Origin of the sequence: Phaeodactylibacter xiamenensis (genome assembly GCF_965229835.1) — a bacterium.
Taxonomy (GTDB): Bacteria; Bacteroidota; Bacteroidia; order Chitinophagales; family Saprospiraceae; genus Phaeodactylibacter; species Phaeodactylibacter xiamenensis.
Window position 1 is genome coordinate 3,748,440 of sequence record NZ_OZ245931.1, and the last position, 19,166, is coordinate 3,767,605.

At 51.8% G+C, this 19,166-nt stretch carries 13 protein-coding genes; 8 read left to right on the forward strand and 5 right to left on the reverse strand.

The features are described from left to right. The first annotated feature begins 85 nt into the window (after positions 1-85). The 3 genes from glmS to murA all read left to right on the forward strand — a co-directional run bounded on the left by glmS (position 86) and on the right by murA (position 4,106). Positions 86-1,924 (forward strand): glutamine--fructose-6-phosphate transaminase (isomerizing), encoded by a 1,839-nt coding sequence (gene glmS, locus ACO08I_RS14065; protein WP_282777774.1) that lies wholly within the window; start codon positions 86-88, stop codon positions 1,922-1,924. 20 nt (positions 1,925-1,944) lie between these two features. Next, a complete protein-coding gene (locus ACO08I_RS14070; protein WP_282777776.1) occupies positions 1,945-2,673 on the forward strand; it encodes a DUF4290 domain-containing protein in 729 nt (242 codons plus the stop codon). 113 nt (positions 2,674-2,786) lie between these two features. Further along, the gene (gene murA, locus ACO08I_RS14075) at positions 2,787-4,106 is read left to right on the forward strand and encodes a UDP-N-acetylglucosamine 1-carboxyvinyltransferase (protein WP_421949631.1); all 1,320 of its coding nucleotides are present in this window, start codon (positions 2,787-2,789) and stop codon (positions 4,104-4,106) included. Positions 4,107-4,152: 46 nt separating this feature from the next. Here murA and ACO08I_RS14080 read toward each other — a convergent pair whose 3' ends face one another. The 3 genes from ACO08I_RS14080 to ACO08I_RS14090 all read right to left on the reverse strand — a co-directional run bounded on the left by ACO08I_RS14080 (position 4,153) and on the right by ACO08I_RS14090 (position 8,456). Beyond that, positions 4,153-5,700 (reverse strand): hypothetical protein, encoded by a 1,548-nt coding sequence (locus ACO08I_RS14080; RefSeq protein WP_421949632.1) that lies wholly within the window; start codon positions 5,698-5,700, stop codon positions 4,153-4,155. A gap of 346 nt (positions 5,701-6,046) precedes the next feature. Next, positions 6,047-7,804, reverse strand: a complete 1,758-nt coding sequence (locus ACO08I_RS14085) for a T9SS type A sorting domain-containing protein (protein WP_421949633.1) — start codon at positions 7,802-7,804, stop codon at positions 6,047-6,049. 79 nt (positions 7,805-7,883) lie between these two features. Further along, a complete protein-coding gene (locus tag ACO08I_RS14090; protein WP_421949634.1) occupies positions 7,884-8,456 on the reverse strand; it encodes a GrpB family protein in 573 nt (190 codons plus the stop codon). Positions 8,457-8,577: 121 nt separating this feature from the next. On the opposite strand from ACO08I_RS14090, the gene ACO08I_RS14095 reads away from it, so the two are divergent. Further along, the gene (locus ACO08I_RS14095) at positions 8,578-8,883 is read left to right on the forward strand and encodes a muconolactone Delta-isomerase family protein (RefSeq protein WP_282779905.1); all 306 of its coding nucleotides are present in this window, start codon (positions 8,578-8,580) and stop codon (positions 8,881-8,883) included. 80 nt (positions 8,884-8,963) lie between these two features. On the opposite strand, the gene ACO08I_RS14100 is transcribed toward ACO08I_RS14095, so the two are convergent. Continuing rightward, complete coding sequence (locus tag ACO08I_RS14100; protein ID WP_421949635.1) at positions 8,964-11,429, reverse strand: T9SS type A sorting domain-containing protein; 2,466 nt, start codon at positions 11,427-11,429, stop codon at positions 8,964-8,966. Between the two features lie 162 nt (positions 11,430-11,591). Here ACO08I_RS14100 and ACO08I_RS14105 point away from each other — a divergent pair, with 162 nt between their 5' ends. From ACO08I_RS14105 to ACO08I_RS14120, 4 genes are all read left to right on the forward strand, one after another. Then, entirely contained in the window at positions 11,592-12,449 is an 858-nt protein-coding gene (locus ACO08I_RS14105) for an alpha/beta hydrolase family protein (protein ID WP_421949636.1), read from the forward strand. Positions 12,450-12,879: 430 nt separating this feature from the next. After that, complete coding sequence (locus ACO08I_RS14110) at positions 12,880-13,836, forward strand: hypothetical protein (protein WP_282777505.1); 957 nt, start codon at positions 12,880-12,882, stop codon at positions 13,834-13,836. Between the two features lie 220 nt (positions 13,837-14,056). Next, a complete protein-coding gene (locus tag ACO08I_RS14115; RefSeq protein ID WP_282777503.1) occupies positions 14,057-14,515 on the forward strand; it encodes a protein-disulfide reductase DsbD domain-containing protein in 459 nt (152 codons plus the stop codon). Between the two features lie 114 nt (positions 14,516-14,629). After that, complete coding sequence (locus tag ACO08I_RS14120; RefSeq protein WP_421949637.1) at positions 14,630-17,236, forward strand: protein-disulfide reductase DsbD family protein; 2,607 nt, start codon at positions 14,630-14,632, stop codon at positions 17,234-17,236. A gap of 66 nt (positions 17,237-17,302) precedes the next feature. Here the strand turns inward: ACO08I_RS14120 and ACO08I_RS14125 are convergent, their stop codons facing one another. Beyond that, positions 17,303-19,165 carry a T9SS type A sorting domain-containing protein gene (locus ACO08I_RS14125; RefSeq protein WP_421949638.1) on the reverse strand — a complete coding sequence of 621 codons (1,863 nt, stop codon included), beginning with the start codon at positions 19,163-19,165 and terminating at the stop codon, positions 17,303-17,305. Position 19,166 lies beyond the last annotated feature (1 nt).

Sequence of the window (19,166 nt, forward strand, 5' to 3'; positions counted from 1 at the left end):
GGGTACAATTCTCCGGAAGACCAATCAGTAGCTGCCTGTACCCCAACACATCATAATCATTGTACAACTTTAAACCCAAAGAGCTATGTGCGGAATTGTTGCTTACATTGGGCCCCGCCAGGCAAGCCCCCTTCTCATTAACGGCCTGAAACTGCTGGAGTACCGCGGGTACGACAGTGCCGGCATTGCGGTATTGAACGGCGACCTGAAAGTCTTCAAGCGCAAAGGCAAAGTTGCAGAATTAGAAGCCTTCATTGAGGGGCAAGACCACAGCAGTACAGTCGGCCTGGGCCATACCCGCTGGGCTACCCACGGCGAGCCTACCGATATCAATGCCCACCCACACCGATCCGGGAACGGCCGGCTGGTGATGGTCCACAACGGAATTATTGAAAACTACGGCTCTCTGAAGACAGCACTGCAAAAAGAAGGGCATGTTTTTGAGAGCCAAACCGATACGGAGGTGCTGGTGCACCTCATAGAAGAGATACAGGACCATGGCAATCTGCCACTCGAAGAGGCGGTACGCCTGGCGCTGGATCGTGTGGTAGGCGCCTATGCGATTGTGCTGATGGACCGGGAACACCCCGACAAGCTCGTCGCCGCCCGAAAAGCCAGCCCCCTTGTTATCGGCGTTGGCGATGATGAATACTTCCTCGCTTCGGACGCAGCACCGCTCGCCGGGCACACCAAGCGGATCATTTACATGAATGATGAAGAGATTGCCGTGGTACACCGCAATGGGGACCTGCAGATCAAAAATATTCACAACAAAGTGCAGACTCCTTTCATTCAGGAGTTTGACATGCAGGTGGAAGAACTGGAAAAAGGTGGATACGAACACTTCATGCTAAAGGAGATCCATCAGCAGCCTCAAACCCTTGCTGATTGTATGCGCGGGCGGCTGAGCCTGGAAGCCCCTTACGTCAAGCTGGGCGGGGTTGATGAATACGAAAAAACCATCTCCAACGCGAAGCGCTTCATTATTGCCGCCTGTGGTACGTCCTGGCATGCCGGGCTGATTGGAGAGTATCTCTTTGAGGACCTTGCCCGTATACCCGTGGAGGTAGAGTATGCTTCTGAGCTGCGCTACCGCAACCCTATCATTCAGGAAGGCGACGTGGTGATTGCCCTTTCTCAGTCTGGAGAAACTGCAGATACCCTGGCCGCTCTGGAGCTGGCCAAAGACAAAGGTGCGATGCTTTATGGGGTGGTGAATGCTGTTGGCTCTTCCATCGCCCGCCTGACCGATGCCGGTTCCTACATCCACGCCGGGCCGGAAATCGGGGTGGCCTCCACCAAAGCCTTCACAGGGCAGGTGGCGTTATTGACGATGATGGCCATCAGCCTGGGCTACAAAAGAGGGCGTATCCCCAACTCCTATTTCCATAAATTAATCAGCGAATTGCACAATATTCCTGCAAAAATTGAGCGGGCATTACAGTGTGAAGAGCAAATTAAGTATATTGCAAAAGAAATAAAAGATCGCCAAAACGCCCTTTACCTCGGCAGAGGTTTCAACTTCCCCGTTGCACTGGAAGGCGCCCTTAAGCTTAAGGAAATTTCCTACATCCACGCAGAAGGCTATCCGGCAGCAGAAATGAAGCATGGCCCTATTGCTCTGATCGACGAGGAAATGCCGGTCATTGTGATTGCAACCAACCGGAGTGCCTACGACAAGGTAGTCAGCAACATTCAGGAAGTGAAAGCCCGTAAAGGCATGGTTATCGCCGTCGTCACTGAAGGTGAAAAAACCATTAGCGAAATGGCGGACTATACTATTGAAATACCAGATACGGAAGAGCCGCTGACGCCGTTGCTTTCCGTTATCCCACTACAGTTGCTTTCGTACCACATTGCCGTTATGCGCGGCTGTAATGTGGACCAGCCACGAAACCTGGCGAAGTCTGTAACTGTTGAGTAAAACAACGTCAACGAATTTTTATGAACGATCCGAACAAAATCGGGATGGAGTATAACTCTAACCGAGAGCACCTCATCATCCCGGAATACGGGCGTAATGTGCAGAAAATGATCCACTATGCGAAGGCATTAGAGGACAAAGCTGAGCGGCAGGCTCACATCGAAAAGATCATCGACATGATGCAGATGATGCACCCGCAGAGCCGCAGTATCGAAGATTACCGCGAGCGCCTTTGGAAGCACGTCTACCGCATTGCAGAATACGACCTTGATGTAGATTACCCCTACGGTGAGCCCCCTACTGAAGAGGAGCACCGCAAGCGCCCCGAACAGGTTCCTTACCCGATTTGGGAAGCGCGCTACCGTCACTATGGCCATAACGTGCAGGAGCTCATCAAAAAAGCAAAGGAAATGCCGGAAGGCCCCAAGCGGGACGGCTTTGTCGCTACTATTGGTTCTTACATGAAGCTGGCCTACCGCACCTGGAACAAGGAGCACTATGTTAGTGATGAAGTCATCAAGTCTGACCTTAAAGGTTTGTCTAAAGGCGAGCTGACCATGGATGAGGACGAGAATATCGAAAACCTCGCTAAAGGCAGCAACAACAACATCACCAATAGTAATAACACCAACAACAACCGCCGCCGCTCCAACAACAAACGGTCCGGTGGTGGCCGCTCCAGAGGCGGGCGTTCCGGTGGTGGCAGCTCCCGCGGAGGGCGCAGCAATTACCGCCGTAGCAAACGCTAGATGACCTCAGTCCTGTTCCCGAAATGATTACTGTTTCGGGAACAGGAATCTCTTCTTACATTCGACTTTCCTCCTTTTTGGGCTTACCTTTGCGGTAAAACCAAAACAACGCTATGTCTTTCGATGCCTTCGAAGTGCACGGTGGTTTGCCACTGAGCGGAAACATCACCCCACAGGGTGCCAAAAATGAAGCCCTTCAGGTGCTTTGTGCCACCCTTCTGACCATCGACCCGGTCACTCTTTCCAATCTCCCCAACATCCTTGATGTCAACCGCCTGCTCGACCTGCTGCGCGGGCTGGGCGTAAAGGTGGAACAAAAAAGCCCCCACTCCTATCAGCTTCAGGCCGATGCTATAGACCTTGGCTTCTTTGAAACACCGGAATTCCGCCGGGATGCCAGCCGCATCCGGGGCTCTGTCATGCTTATTGCGCCACTGTTGGCCCGGTACGGACAGGCTTTTCTCCCACAACCAGGCGGCGACAAAATCGGCCGACGCAGATTGGATACCCACTTCGTCGGCCTCCAAAAGCTCGGCGCACATTTCGACTACGAAGCTGACAAACGGCAGTACTCCGTTACCGCACCGGAAGGGCTGAAAGGCACCTACTTGCTGATGGATGAGATTTCCGTCACAGGAACCGCCAACGTAGTGATGGCTGCCGTCCTCGCTAAGGGAACCACACAAATTTACAATGCCGCCTGCGAGCCCTACGTGCAGCAACTCTGTCGCATGCTGGTGCAAATGGGCGCCAAAATCGAAGGCATCGGCTCCAATCTACTGACGATAGAAGGGGTAAACGAACTAAAAGGCACCGAACACCGTCTCCTGCCCGATATGATTGAGATTGGCTCCTTCATCGGCCTGGCCGCCATGACTCAGTCAGACATCACCATAAAAGATGCCCGGATAGATCAGCTTGGTATCATCCCCACTACCTTCGGGCGTATGGGTATCAAGCTCGACTTCGAAGGCGACAACATCCGTATCCCGCAGCAGGACACCTACGAGATACAAACCTTCATCGATGGCTCCATCATGACCATCTACGATGCCCCCTGGCCCGGCTTTACGCCCGACCTGATGAGCATTATGCTGGTCATCGCCACACAGGCCAAGGGCAGCGTGCTCATCCACCAAAAGATGTTTGAAAGCCGCCTGTTTTTTGTGGATAAACTCATTGACATGGGCGCGCAGATCATTCTCTGCGACCCGCACCGGGCTACCGTCATCGGGCTGGGGCGGAAAAACCAGCTGCGGGGCATCGAAATGTCCTCACCGGATATCCGTGCCGGGGTAGCCCTGCTGATTGCGGCCCTTTCGGCAAAAGGCAAGAGCGTCATCCACAACATCCATCAGATCGACCGGGGCTATGAGCAGATTGATGCGCGGCTGAGAGCCCTGGGTGCACGGATTGAGCGGGTGGAGGGGTGAAGTACTTTCATAGCGCTAATTGGAGCCTTCGTTTTTCAGAAAAGCCCTACCGCTGTATCATTAGCGGAATAACGTTTTGCTCCCCTTTCGCCCGGAGGCTCAACTGATACCAGCCTTCCGGCAAGTGGTCCAGCCGGAAAGTGGCATTACCGCCTGCGAGCTCAAGGGTACGTTGCCAGACTGGCTGCCCAAGGGCATTAAACAGTATGGCCTCTGCCGTATTGGCTTCCGTCCAGCCGGTTTGAAGATGAATGGCCTCCCCTGACGAAGGATTAGGGAAAAGGGAAATGCCTTTCGCGGGCAGTAAGGTATTGGAACTATTAACGATACCAGGGTCACAGGGCTCACCGGGACTGTCAATGGGCCCGAGGCGGTAGTTGGGGTAAATAGAGTTAGATGCCTGGCGCATGCCAAAGGGCAACTGAATGGCGTTCTGCTCGAAGTTACAGTCTGTTCCTCCTTCGTCCGGATTATGGATTACGTGGATCGTAGTGCAACTTGAGCAAAAGACATAAATTCTACAATCCGGTCCTAATTGCATATTTGAAAAGTGAGTAGGTATAGGGTCCGCGTACCCATCGTAAGTGTCTATGAGAATGCGGCTCGCTTCAATGTCAGAGGACCAAAGATCAAATTGGTACAGCTCTAGATTAATGCTGGCATAAAGGTACTGGCCACTTGGCGAAAAAGCAGTACCTGTTTGCCATCCATAATCCTCAGGCATTGGAAAGAATCTGGGATTGCTAAACTGCCCTATGCTACGGTCAAAGTCAAAAAGGCGGACCCCGTCATTTTCGTTATTGACACAGTAGGCAAACTGAGACCCATCGGGTGAAAAAACAGTTTGCCCCCAAAAATAATCAGTTTGAGCGTGCCCTATTTCCTGTTCGTGGCTAAAAGCAACCCCATCTGAAGTGAGCAGAAAAAAATAGTACTTATTGCCTACCTTTTCAGGGCATACCACCCACCAGTCTTGTCCATTGGCATGTTTGACCGCTGTGATTTCGCCTAAGGAAGTAAAGCTTTCAAAATTATCTATCAAGACTGTGTTTTTTTCGTATACAGTTCCGTTACCAAAGTTTTGGGAAACATCAATGACAGTATAGAGTAGTTGAATGTCCGCTCCATATGGAGGACCGTTTACCGGGTCGTAAGCAGACCTTATGTGAAATAAATAAAAAATGCTATCACTGGCTGGCATTGGAATACCTAGTGAACCCTGAAAAGGGGTTGTATAGCCAGGAGAGTGTTGGCTTTCGTCACAATGAACATCATGCACATCACCTGGATTAATTCCATCCCCATTTTCCATAAGCTGGTGCTGGGCATTGTGTATTTCGCACCCGTTAGTATAAAAAATCAGTTCCCCTTCTGCATTGCTCATGGTAAAATTGGTACCCCCAAAAATCATCTGTACACTGTCTGGAGCAGTGATGGCAGGGGGGCTGGAATTAAAGTCGAGCATAGACGCTTCCCCCCAGTCATTACTAGTGATGTATTGTTCACTGAACAGCCAGGTGTAATCGTGTTTTTGGGCGGATAGGTTGGAGGTAAATCCGGCCATACAGCAGAGTAAAATCAAAAAATTTCGCATGTTCAAAAATTAATGTACCTGGCCCGTACGGGCCAGGTTGATGCCTAAAAAAGTCCAAAAAAAACACGCTTCATACAGTTTTAGTAAGCGCCAGCGCGTGCATTCATTAGAAAGAAACTACATTCCAGGTCAGGCAATAAAACTTATCGATCTGACCCTATTCTGAAATTTTGTGCCGCAATGTTCATTCAATTAGATGCAAGATCCCCCCCCCCGCGATATTTCCAAATATTTTCAAAGTTTTCTCAGGAAAAACATTGCAAAAATGGCAAAACATCAAAGCCATCCCGGAATTCCAGGAAAGTCAGCGACACCGCAACGCTAATAACAACTTTTTTCTCCCCCCCTACCGCACCAGCAGCTTCCGCGTCACCACCTCGCCGCCCCAGCCGGCCTGCACAAAATACACGCCGGTCTGCCAGCCACTTACCGGCACCTGTTCCACCTCATCCGGTGCATCATTGGCGTACATCAGCTGTCCTTTGGTATTGTAAATGCGGTACCAGTAGATCGGTATGCCCCTTGCATTGAGGGTGACGATGGAGCGGGTTGGGTTAGGCCAGAGAAAAAGTGCAGGCTCAACCGGTGGCTCCTCTGGTTCCGGAGGAGTGAGGTCTTCCTGTACGCAGCCCTGATAGATAGGCGGAAAGCAGTCGTCCCAGTGGCTTATTGCCTCCCCATCTGCGAAAAACAAATTAAGCGGTTCGTCCGCGAAGTAGGGACGGCTGACCTGAAGCGCGACTTTGAAACGACCTGCAAAAAAAGGATTGATCTGTAATGGCCCGGCGGTCATCAGCCCCATCCTTCGGCCGGGGCTATTGCCTACTGCGAGTTCAGACCACCCGGACCCTTCGCCAGGAAAATCCGGGAAGATGGCATTTACAACATTCCCAGATGCCTCATAGCCTTGTGCTCCGTAAGTTATGGGCGTACCGTCTCGCCATTGCCCATTCAGGCAGCGGTATACCTCAAATGGACTTTGCGGGAAACGCTGCCCTGGTGTGGGCTCCTCTCCTTCCGGAAACAGTTGGATGAAGTTTTGAAAGCGCGATTCAACCAGGGTATCCGTACCATTAGATGCATGCGTTCTGTTAAACGGAGGGATTACCACGGTACACCCTACCGCCTCCGTCAGCTCGCAGCCTAAGGTCCAGGAGGGCAGGGTATTATAAAAATACAATAGTTCCTGTTCCGGCTTGGAGCCCAGGTAACCTCCGGGGCCACACTGCGGATCATGATCCATGAACAGCCCGATGTACATGGAATCCAATGGCGTAAGCCCCTTGTGCTGGAACCTGTAATCGAGAAAGACCGTATGGCTCATCTCTGCAATCCTGGCTCCTTCAGCAAAGCGGTTACGGCCACAGTAGTAAATCGTGCCGGTCAGATAAAACTGTAGCCCGCTGTAGCCTTCGTTAAGAAAGGCAGCAGGCTTGAAATTATGAAAAGGTACCCAGAAAATTTCGTCAGGCATGATCCTTATTGTTCCACATAATGTAGACTCATCGTGTACCGGGTGATCCCCATTATCCGGATTGTAGACCCCATCGGCATCTTCATCCCAGAAGGGCGCCAGTCCAAGTAATTCGGCAGGCAGCCCTGTTGTATTGTTGTTATAGGGCCCGAAATGAGGGTTGCGTGCCCCTGGCCAGGCATAAATGGCAGGCTGCGGGTCATCAATCCTACCATTGTCCGCATAGTCGCGCTGATGTTTAAGGATTTCGGCGCGGGTGACCCGCCAAACGTTGTTGGTGCCTTCCAGGATGGAGTCTTGCATTGCTCCTTTAAGGTTGGAAAAAGCAATGCCCGGCCAGAAGCCGTTTTCCTCGTCATCCTCCATATGGACGGTGGTGTACAGCGCGCCAACCGCATTAAGCGCTCCCATCCAAAGCCCGGTAAATTGCAGGCTACTGGCGTAATCGCCCCGGTCTTCCAGGTAGTCGAGCCTCAAATCGCCTTCCCTGCCTCCGTGAAAAAGCCGCCCATCCGAGCTTACGCTGAAACGGAGGTTATTGCCATGGAAATATTCATACTTGGGCGTAAAATCCTGCCCAAAAAGAAATCCAAAACAGCTGCAAAAGCAGAGCAGAAAGAAGGGGCGCATCGTTTTTTGAGGAAAAATGCAAAATTACCGCCTGATGTGCAAGGAAAAAGCATCGCTAAAGTCAGGTTCCTGAATAGCTTCAGCCCTCCAGCTCCGCCAGGCGCTCCACCCGGCGGATAAACGCGGTTTTGGCTTTGGCGTAATCGTTATGGCTTTCCCAAACGCCCTTGGCCAGCTTGACTTTCATGCGGTAGTAAGCGTCGCGGGTGATCGGGTGCCGCCGCAGGTAATCACGAAAGGCCAGGTGCCGTTTCCAGAAAGGAGAGCCGTGCCGTAGCAGATGAAGATGGAAAACAGGCGGATGGGCAACCCGGTCAGGGAAGTCCTCCGGGCTTTCAAAAACAGTAGCCGGAAAATCCTGCAACCGGGCCAGGAAGCGCCGGTCGCGGAAAGGAGGCTCCTCAAAACAGGGATAATAACAGTAACCTGCTTTCAAAAGTGGATCCACGGCAGCACTTAGGCTTTCTTCATCCGAAAAGCCCACCATGATGTCAATGACGGGCTTCCCACCCAGCCCTTCCACTGCTGTGCTACCGATGTGCTGCACTTCGGGCGACCAAACAGTAAGACAGGATTCCAAACGCCCCTGCTCCTGCTGGAAAGCCACTGCCCAGTCAGCGCTGTAAGGTTCTATCATCACACGTGCTACCATGGGCCGAATATAGCACATTCTACGGGATCAGAATTGTCAGATTGAACGCAAAGCGAGCGGGTTTCAGCCTCATCCGGCACACAAAGCCTCTGAATTTGAGTATGTTTGCAAAAAAAGTGGCATGATCAATCCGACCAGTCAGTTCATGGTAGACTTTACGCTCCCGGAGGAACTCTCCACCGAATTTACAGACCTCATCCCCTATCAGCGGGCTGTGGTGGACCGCTACCTGTCGGAAGGCTCCCTGGTGAACTATGCCCTGGCTCTGGAAAGTGCCAAGCTCTGGGCTATCTTTAATGCCAACTCCGAAATGGAGGTGCTCGAAATGCTGTCGGACTTCCCGCTCACGCCCTTCATGCAAGTGGAAATCAATCAGCTGACTTCTTTCAATACGGCTGAAGCTACACCTGCTTTTTCCCTCAACTGACCCCACAACAGAAAACGGCTGTACCAATACATCATTGATACAGCCGCTCTCTTTACAGCTTTAAACTAAATTTTCATTCCTTATTTCGTGACGACTATCCGTCGAGTCACCTCATCATCACCCGCGATAATGCGGATAAAGTAAAGACCATCTGCGCGGTTGCTGAAGTCAAAGCTATGGTTCAGCACTGCATTTTTGCCTGCCTGAACACGCTGAACAATTTGCCCCTGCGTATTGACTACTTCCAAACGCAGTACCTTTGGCTGATCCAGTTCCAACTGAACTGTCAGCTGCCCATTCGTTGGGTTCGGACCCAGATAGAGGCTATTCAACCCTTTAATCACACCAACACTGGAAATGACTTCCACTTCTGTTACAGCGGTGCAGCCATTAGAATCGGTTACGGTAACAGAAGCCACGCCTTCCATCAGTCCGGTAGCCGTAGCAGTCGTTTGTCCATCACTCCACTCGTAAGCATATGGAGGCGTGCCACCTTCTGCGGTTACCGTTGCTGTCCCATCTTCATTATCCACTGCGGAAGCCAGCAACTCAGGATTAAAGGTTACGATGAGTGAATCGGTTGTTGTTCCGCAAATGGTTCCTGTAGCGTTATCAGCATCGGTGTAGACCACTCCGTAAAATACCCAGGTGCCGCCAAGCGGGTCCAGATTGTTACTGCTCATAACTCCGTTCAGGTCGGCATCAAAAGTAGAGCTTGGGTTAGAGCCGGTCAGGGTAAATCCGCCAGCCAAGCCCCCGGTACCGCCCAGAGCATCGCTAAGTTGCCAGCCAAAACCACCAGTTTCAGGAATAGTATCTGTACCGTCAGTTTCGATAGTAAAAGTCCCTTCCGGACCACAAACTACTGTTTCACCGGTAGTGGCCAGCTCACCCACGGCGCAGGAAATTACAGGGCAAGCCACTTCAGGGCCGCCAGTACAAGTCAGCGCAGGGAAGCCATTGCTTGTGGCGATATTGTCGCCGCCACCGCAACTGCCGGCTTCGTTGATTACGATCAGGTAAGTACCGCTTTCTGATGCCGTCCAGGTGATGGAGCAGGCATCGCCGTCACCAGCACCGAAGGCGTCCACTTCGCCACTGGGCGCGATAATCGTAAACTCAGGTACCCAGCTTCCGGCACCCGGGCCATTACACATGCTAAAGGTGTACGTTCCGCCTTCCTGGAAACCATCTACAGAGTACGCTTCCGATGCAAACACTTCAAAGTCTGTGATCTCGTTGAAAGGACACCCACTCCCATCGTCACAGGGAGCACCTCCAAAGTTGGAATTAAAGTCAATCCAGCCTTCTCCCGGATTAGGCTCCATCCAGTCCAGGCAAGGTTCTGCACCTCCTCCAATGGAAATACTTTCAGAAGCACTGCAACCATCTGCGTCAGTTACGGTGACAGTATATGAACCCTCTTCCAGGCCCACAGCCGTTTGGCCTTCCTGCCCATCTGACCACATGTAGGTGTATGGTGGCGTGCCACCTTCTGCAGTTACCGTAGCAGAGCCATCACCGTTATCCACCAATTCCAGAATAGCTATCGTACCTCCGAAATTAACAATCAGAGAGTCTGAAGTAAGGGAACAAATCGAGTTGAAAGCATTGCCCGCATCCTCATAGACAGCGCCTTTAATGACCCAGGTACCGCTAAATGCCGGGAAGTTGTTGCCACTTAGCACCCCGTTAAGATCCGCATCATAGGCAGCGCTGGCAGGTGAATTGGTCAGGATAAAATCACCGCCGAGCGCTCCTGTGCCGCCGAGCGCATTGTAGAATACCCAGCCAAACCCGCCGGACGAAGGAATCGTTTCTGTACCATCAGTAGCAACATCAAAGGTGCCATCCGCAGTACATATTGATACTTCCCCGGCAGTAGTTAATACGCCTACCTGACAGGTAACAGCATTCCCAACGGCTACCTCTCCTGTAGTTGTACAACCATTAGCGCCCGTAACAGTAACGGTATATACAGCATCTGTAAGCCCGGTAGCGGTAGCAGTGGTCTGCCCATCAGACCAGAGATAGGTGTAAGGTTCCGTTCCACCACTAGCCTCAACGGTAGCAGAGCCATCTTCGTTATCAACCAGGCTTGTAATCACCGGGCTTTCCTCACTTAGAAAATCTATGATCAACGAATCAGTAGTCGTTGCACAAACGGTATTCAGCGGATCGCCGGCATCTTCATACACCACGCCTTTAACCACCCATGTCCCGGAAAGGTTATTCAGGTTATTGGCGGGCATGATGCCATTAAGGCTGGCATCAAAAGAATTGGGTGTGCTTGAGTTGGTAATCGTAAAACCACCGGCAAGCCCACCTGTGCCACCAAGAGCATCGGAGAACTCCCAACCTAATCCGCCTGTCGCAGGAATGGTACTTGTACCATCTAACTCCAGGTCAAAAAAGTCGTTCTCATCGCAGGTAATTGTAATAGATCCGTTGGTGAGTAATGCTCCGACAGAGCATTGGGCATTAGCGTTAGTAAGGATTCCTCCAAATAAGAGCGCAAACAATAAGTAGAAACGTCTAAGGTTCATTCAGTAAGTAGTTTAGTTAAAAGATAAGATCTAAAACTACTACCCGAAATTTCGCTTTGGAGCATTTCTCATTTTTATTCCCGCAATCCTCCCGTCAAATTTGGAGTTTCCCAACTATTGAACCAACGCCCCCCTCTGTTTTGTTTCCTCTGTAAAACTTCCATGCAAATCCTCCGCAATCTGCAACTCACCGGGGCAGCTGCCCGCCCGTTCCTCCTTGATGCGTACTACGTGCCAAGCAGCCAGCCCAAGCCTATTGTGCTGTTCGCCCACGGCTTTAAAGGCTTCAAGGACTGGGGCCACTGGGACCTTATTGCCCGGCAGTTTGCGGAAGCCGGTTTTGTTTTTATCAAATTCAACTTTTCGCACAACGGCACGACGCTGGCTGCGCCAACCGACTTTGCTGACCTGGAAGCATTCGGGCAGAATAACTATTCCAAAGAGCTGAATGACCTGCAGGCCGTACTCACCTGGCTGCACCACGGTGATGAAAGGCTGCCCGCTGAAGAAGCCGACCTTGGGCGCATTCACCTGATCGGTCATAGCCGGGGAGGTGCAATTTCAATCATTTACGCCTCCCAGGATGAGCGGATTTCGAGCCTGCTGACCTGGGCTTCGGTTGCCAGCCTGGATTATGCCTGGAAAACACCGGACATGATTGCGCAGTGGGAAGTAGACGGGCAATATGTAGTGGTCAATGGGCGGACCGGGCAACAAATGCCCATCTATTTTCAAATGTACCGCGACTACAAAGCCCGGGAGGAAGCTATGGATGTAAAGCGGGCCCTTCAGCGGCTGGACATCCCCATGCTGATTCTGCACGGCACAGCAGACCCGGCAGTTCCCGCCTCGGCTGCGGAGGCACTGAAAGAGGGCAAAACAGATGCCCGGCTGCACCTGATCGAGGGCGCAGACCACGTCTTTGGCGGACAGCACCCGTTTGAAAAAGATGCCTTACCTGCCCATAGCCGGGAATTGGTCGAACAATCGCTACGGTTTTTAAAAAGCCTGCACCTATAAACGCCAACAAAAAAACCCGGCTTTGGCGCCGGGTTTAGCAAATTGAGAACGAATCTGGAGAGATTTAGTTTTTTGGGGTTACTCTCTCTCAAAATTTGTAGGGATTGATAAGTGAGTCCTTGGGGTTATACAAGGTCTAAATGCTTTCTTAATGGTTTTGCAGATAAGAGTAAAGGCGCGCCGATTTTCCACAAATGAAAAGGCACTTTTTTTATTTTTTTACCTCGTTTCTATCTAAAATTCTGACAATCAGCACTTTGAAACCCGGCGTAGTTTTAAAAAAAATCATTTGCCCCCAATAATCCATCGATTTATCTTAGTTCGCAGGCAGGAGACTTAGTTTTCGTTTTTTCCATTAGGTTGAATTCGGTACATTTGAGCATCAACAGAACGAATTGCTGTGTTAGCCATATTCAGATCCAACCAGCTTATGGCGAGTGTACTGCTCGCATTTTACATCCTGCTTGTGCGAGGCTCTGTATTCTTTGTGCCTGTTGATATGGCGCCTCACGGTGCCGGTCCTTTCTCCATCTGGATTTATGACTGGATCGGTCACAGTGGGCAGTTACCATCTATTGTGGCGATGGTGCTGTTGTTGCTACAGGGCTTTTATCTGAATTACATGGTCATGGAGCACCGGCTGGCCAGTGAAGTCAGTTTGTTTCCTGGCGTTTTCTATGTGCTGATCTGCAGCTTGCTCCCTTCCTTTCACTACCTATCACCGGTTTTAATGGGCAATACTTTTTTCCTGATTGTAATGGGAGAAGTTTTTGCCACTTACAAAAAGAACATGGTCGCCGACCGGATTTTCAATATTGGGCTTTGGTCCGGTGTAGGATTTCTTTTTTATCCTTCCCTTATACTTTTGTTGCTGTTCGGATTTACGGGGCTCAATATTCTGCGCGCGTTCAAGATAAGAGAGCGCCTGATGGCGCTTTCCGGTTTGTTCATCCCGGTATTCCTGGGCGGTGTATGGGCTTTTTGGAACGGCTGGTACCCAGCTTATGCCCAAATACTAACCGATGGATTCGAGTGGCTAAGCTATGTAGCAGCCTCGCCGGTACGGGTATATCGTGACCTTGGCATTATGAGCGCATTGGTGCTTGTGGTGCTGTTCAGCCACCGCAGCTATATGCTGAAGCAAAATATTGAAGTGCAACGCAAGATCAGCATCGTATACTGGGGCCTGATTATTACTACGCTGAGCCTGGTCTTTCAGGCCGACATCCAACTTGACCACTTGCTGATTACAGCAGCGCCTATCGGACTGCTGCTCTCCCTCAACTTTGTGCGTATGCCTGGCCGCATGGCCGAAGTCCTGCACCTCCTGTTACTCGTGATTGCTCTGGCCCTGCAGTTCCAGCCTATGATTTTCCCGGATCTGTAGCTCTCTTGTGCGGTTTGGAGCGCGCAAATACAGTCCCCTTTACTGATGCAAAAACAGCCACCGCCGTATGTCATTCCACATAGCAGCAGCCCACATCAAGGCCTCCCTCTTCCCGGACCCTCCTCAACTGTTAAACTTTTATTATTGCCTTGCTGAGCTTCAGTAACTTAGCATGGTAGCGTGTAAATTTACCGTATTCATCATAATACAAAGCCAGACTATGAAATACCTCCTTTTGTGTTTGCTCCTTGGATGGGGAACAGTACAGCTTACAGCACAGCAAGATATGCTCCAGCCAGTAAACTGGGCATTCGAGGCCAAAATGGTCAATGATACCACCTTTGACCTGACCTTTACTGCCGCAATCCAAAAGGGATGGTACCTCTATGCACAGGACCTGGAAGAGGGCGGCCCCATTCCCACCACCATTGCATTTGACCCGGCAGAGGGCTTACAACTGATTGGTAAGACCAAGGAAGCCGGCCCGGTAATCGAAGGCATGGATGAGCTCTTTCAAATGAACGTCCGGAAATTCAAAAATGAAGTCGTTTTTACTCAAAGAGCCGTCATTTCCGAGAAGACAAAAGTCGTCAGTGGTTATATCGAATTTATGACCTGTGACGATGAGCAATGCCTGCCCCCTACAGAAATACCCTTTGCGTTTTCGTTCCGCGGGTGACCGAAGCAGGGCATTGTACTCCAGATCACAATTTAAGCTGCTAAAGGTTATTATCTTTGCGCTTCAACTGACCTCCCGCACACCTTGTTAATCTTGCAAAGCTAAACGTAAGTCATGAAAAAAACGCTTCTGCTCCTTCCGATACTTTTCCTGGCAAGCCTGCTGATGGGGCAGGTTGAAACGCCGGTTACCTGGTCGTTCGAAGCCAAGCCTGCCGGTGAGAACACCTATGACCTGGTCTTCAAAGCCAATATTGCTGATGGCTGGAAGACCTACTCCCCTTTTCAGTCTTACGGCGATGACGTCTTCGGCCCGGTCCCTACCGGCATCTACTTTGACGAGGGCGATCATTTTGAGACCATCGGCAAGCTAAAGGAGTCTGACAACCGTCAGGAAGCGCTTGAGCCTTTGTTTGACAACATCACGGTGGCCTACTTTAAGAAATATGCCACCTTCACGCAGCGGGTCAGGGTCAGTGACTTCGGGAAGCCCATTACTGGCTATGTGGAATGCATGGCTTGTGACGCAGAGAAATGCCTGCCACCATCCGCAGAGGACTTCAGCTTTAGCCTGAAACCCACCGCAAGCGCTCCAGTAACGGCAGAGCCCAAGTCTGCGCAAACCGAAACAGCGCCGGCTACTGATGAAACAACAGCTGAAACAGCCCCGAAATTTTCCATCTCCGGTACAGAAGATGCACTGGTCAGCGATGCAGGCGCCTCATCGGGTATGAAGGAGCCGGTGCAGTGGTCCTTTAGCAGCAAGCTCTTACAGGATAGCCTCTACGAAGTGACCTTCACCGCCGATATCGAAGCGGGCTGGACGATTTATTCCGTCCATACCAATCCTGATGACGGCCCGTTGCCAACCACTTTCAACTTTGAAGACAGCGACGAGTATCAGTTGGTGGGCGCCATTTCCGAATCCGGAAAGACTAAAACAGGAATGGACCCGGTTTTCAAGGTAGAAGTGACGAAATTTGTAGAAAGCCCCGCGGTTTTCACTCAGCAGCTGGTTGCGATGGACCCCACTCAGCCTGTAACCGGTTATCTGACTTATATGACCTGCAATGATGCCGAGTGCATCCCTGCCGATGTGGACTTTGCCATCAACCTGGCAGCCGGTGCAGGGGGGATCGTACAGGTAGACCCGGCCAGCGGGCTCAAAGCGATTGACCAAACGGTGCCTGCCATACGCGAAACACACAAATCACCGGTAGCAACCTGTGGCAAGGAAGCCCAAAGCGACGAAGAAAGCAGCCTGCTCTGGACTTTCGTCCTCGGCTTTGCAGGTGGCCTTTTAGCTCTGCTGACGCCCTGTGTCTTCCCTATGATCCCGCTTACGGTGAGCTTTTTCACCAAGAGTTCTCAGGATAAGGCCGCAGGCGTACGCAATGCACTGATTTATGGCTTGTCTATTATCGTGATTTATGTGGCTATTGGCTTGCTCATTACTGGGATTTTCGGTGCCACCGCACTGAATGCCTTGTCGACCAACTGGATTGCCAATACTTTATTCTTCGTAATCTTTTTATTCTTTGCCTTTTCTTTCTTTGGGTATTACGAGATCACCCTGCCCAGTTCCTGGGCTAATAAGAGTGACGCCATGGCGGACCGCGGCGGGCTGATTGGCATTTTCTTTATGGCCTTTACCCTGGCTCTCGTTTCCTTCTCCTGCACCGGCCCAATCATTGGTTCGGCCCTGGTACAATCGGCTACCAGCAGCCTCGGCCCATTTGTGGTGATGCTCGGCTTTTCCACAGCGCTGGCACTGCCGTTTGCACTTTTCGCGGCTTTCCCCGGCTGGCTCAATTCGCTGCCCCGCTCGGGCGGCTGGATGAACTCGGTGAAAGTAGTCCTGGGCTTCCTGGAGCTGGCACTGGCCCTCAAGTTCCTCTCGGTTGCGGATATGACGATGCACTGGGGCATTCTGCCCTACGAGGTATTCCTGGGCGCATGGATTTTGGTCTTCGCAGCCATGACAGCCTATCTCTTTGGCTGGATCAAATTCCCGCACGACAGCCCTGTTAAGAAATTATCGCCCACCCGAGGTGGCTTTGCCGCCTTGTCGCTGGCCTTCACCATATACCTCGTCACCGGCTTCATGTACAACGAAGATACTAAGAGCTACAATGCCCTGAAGCTTATGAGCGGCCTGGCGCCTCCTGCCAATTACAACATCCTGCTGGCCAAAGGAGAGGCAGACGAAAGTATCAAGGCCAAGTACCCTTCCTTTACGAAGTGTGCCAATGACCTGGACTGCTTCAAAAACTACGAAGAGGGCGTGGCTTACGCCAAAGAGAATGATATGCCTATTCTGCTTGACTTCACCGGCTATGGCTGTGTCAACTGCCGTAAGACCGAAGAGCACATCTGGGTGGAAGATGTCGTCAAGGACAAACTGGAGCAGGACTTTGTGCTCATTTCACTTTATGTGGATGACCGGAAGGAACTGGAGGAAACCCTCCTGTCTATCCCTCGCCAGGAGAAGCTGCGCAATGTGGGCAACCTATGGGCAGACTTCCAGATCGTCAATTTTGAGCAGAACTCTCAGCCGCTCTACGTCATGATGAGCCCGGACGAGCAAGTCCTTGCCCCACCCCGCGGCTATAAGGAGGGCGTTCAGGATTATGCTGAATTCCTGGAATGTGGGCTGAATACTTTTCAGGGGCTTAACCCGGACGCTCCGTCGAAAGGCAGTAAGCCACTGGGCAGCAATTAAACACGATCCCAAAAGACGTTAAAGCGTACGCCGCCTGTAGCCTGTTTGCTGCAGGCGGCGTATGCGTTATTGCCTGAGTACAGTGGACTGCCAGCGTTGTGCCCCTTCCTGCACCACCACTACGTACCAGCCGGGAGGGAGTGCCCCCCACTGCCATTGCAACTGACTTTGCCCAGCCGGCCAAATGCCCTGCTGTACGCACTGCCCAAGACTGTTGTAGATGGCCACCTGCCCGGTATTTTTGAATGGCACCCCTGCAGACAGGTAGAACCATTCTCCTGCCGGGTTGGGAAATGCTTTTACCGAAAACTGAAATGAAGGCTCCTCGGTAGCGACTGCCGGTGTACAATCAAAAATATTGTCAAGGACCGCCCGGTACTTGGGCGCATCCTCATAGGGCGCATCCTGATAAAACTGACTCGTCAGCAACCCCCAGCTCCCGTACCGCCCGCTAGTAGGGCCAATGAAGGAAAAGTTCATAAGCAACGTGGGGTCCGGGCCAACAGACAACGTACGCAGCGAATCATACCATTCCTGGTACAGATCGTACATACCCGGGTGGGACTGTGCGTCAACTAATGCCGGATTGTAAGGTTGCTCAGAGCCAAAGGGCTGTGGCGTCAGGTGCTGGCCGCCCTCGTAGAAAAGCATGGGGATGCCCAGTTCGTCTGCGATAGACGCCTGTTGTGCCTTCACCCATGGAACAGCCCTGCCCAGCATCCCATCACGCGCCCAATCCAGGACATCCCCCGCTGAGGCCGCTGCCCCCAATGATTCCAAAGCCGCAATGCCTTCATCTGAAAAGCCAAAATAGGCAGCTGGTGCAAAGGCATCAAAGCTACCGGGCTCCATATTGAATACGATGCGGTTGCTTACGTCCTGCCATGACAGCTGTACGCCCACCACCCGCACGAGCCGGTCTTCCTGCCCTTCAAACTCCTCTGTCCAGATATCCAGAGCGTTTTGTACAAAGGGGACGATCCGCTCCGGCCAGGGCACCTCCTGATCACCATTGTCATGGCAGTAGTGGGTCTGTTCGAAGATCCAGTTCCAGATTTCATTGGAGTATTCCACATAGATAGTGAGGCCGGGGTCCAGTTCATCCCGGAATAACCTCGCCATTTGACGGATATAGTCTTCATCAGCAGCGTGGGGGATGCACACCCATGCATCTGCCTGCTTCAGGTTGCAGATTTCGGCCCACCACTCATAGGGGATACCGTGAGGCGTATAGGTGTAGTCGTCTATTTGCGGGCGGTCAGCCCAGTGCTGAAGGGGCGAGCTGTTGGTATGCCCCCAGTCCATAAACCTTAGCGCGTTGAACGGCTCCAGTTTGCTCAACCAGGCTTCTGACCAGGGCTGATCTGTATAGGTTGCTTCAGTGCCGGGCAGCAAAAAGCGGATATTACTTACGGGGTCGTTTGCTGCTGATGACATTAGCTCCATGGCCATAATATCAGCTATACCAGGGGTGACTTCAACCTCTATCCGGCCAGGTACAGCGGTGATCACTTCGGCATCACCCCAAAAATCAAAGGCTCCTGTACCTTCGTACAGCACAACATATACCCCTTCCGGCAGTGCCTCCGTATTTGCCCAAACAGACCGGACGATCTGCGGTGCTTCCGTACCAGGTATATCCGCTACCGGCAATGACAACGGATAGCCGTGCTCATCCAGAGGAATGTAGGTAAGGACATCGGTGTCCCAGTCATTCGCGCCCCCGTCTACCCAATAGGCATTGTGGGTAATCCAGGTACGCCCGTACTTCATAATATCAGCAAAGGGCCATTCGCTGCCCCAGTCTGCCGGCCCTGCCAGATTAGTACCAATACGCAAGCGGCAGCTGTCTGCAAGTTGAGCCGACAGTGCGAGGGGCATTGCGACCACAAGCAGGATCGCCAACGCCCGGAACCCTTTATTTTTCATC

What these genes read in the sequence shown, in the direction of transcription:
- ACO08I_RS14070 (WP_282777776.1), top strand. Translation starts at nt 1,945, where the DNA reads ATGAACGATCCGAACAAAATCGGGATGGAGTATAACTCTAACCGAGAG.
- ACO08I_RS14080 (WP_421949632.1), bottom strand. Translation starts at nt 5,700, where the DNA reads ATGCGAAATTTTTTGATTTTACTCTGCTGTATGGCCGGATTTACCTCC.
- ACO08I_RS14100 (WP_421949635.1), bottom strand. Translation starts at nt 11,429, where the DNA reads ATGAACCTTAGACGTTTCTACTTATTGTTTGCGCTCTTATTTGGAGGA.
- ACO08I_RS14115 (WP_282777503.1), top strand. Translation starts at nt 14,057, where the DNA reads ATGAAATACCTCCTTTTGTGTTTGCTCCTTGGATGGGGAACAGTACAG.
- murA (WP_421949631.1), top strand. Translation starts at nt 2,787, where the DNA reads ATGTCTTTCGATGCCTTCGAAGTGCACGGTGGTTTGCCACTGAGCGGA.
- glmS (WP_282777774.1), top strand. Translation starts at nt 86, where the DNA reads ATGTGCGGAATTGTTGCTTACATTGGGCCCCGCCAGGCAAGCCCCCTT.
- ACO08I_RS14110 (WP_282777505.1), top strand. Translation starts at nt 12,880, where the DNA reads ATGGCGAGTGTACTGCTCGCATTTTACATCCTGCTTGTGCGAGGCTCT.
- ACO08I_RS14125 (WP_421949638.1), bottom strand. Translation starts at nt 19,165, where the DNA reads ATGAAAAATAAAGGGTTCCGGGCGTTGGCGATCCTGCTTGTGGTCGCA.
- ACO08I_RS14090 (WP_421949634.1), bottom strand. Translation starts at nt 8,456, where the DNA reads ATGGTAGCACGTGTGATGATAGAACCTTACAGCGCTGACTGGGCAGTG.
- ACO08I_RS14095 (WP_282779905.1), top strand. Translation starts at nt 8,578, where the DNA reads ATGATCAATCCGACCAGTCAGTTCATGGTAGACTTTACGCTCCCGGAG.
- ACO08I_RS14120 (WP_421949637.1), top strand. Translation starts at nt 14,630, where the DNA reads ATGAAAAAAACGCTTCTGCTCCTTCCGATACTTTTCCTGGCAAGCCTG.
- ACO08I_RS14085 (WP_421949633.1), bottom strand. Translation starts at nt 7,804, where the DNA reads ATGCGCCCCTTCTTTCTGCTCTGCTTTTGCAGCTGTTTTGGATTTCTT.
- ACO08I_RS14105 (WP_421949636.1), top strand. Translation starts at nt 11,592, where the DNA reads ATGCAAATCCTCCGCAATCTGCAACTCACCGGGGCAGCTGCCCGCCCG.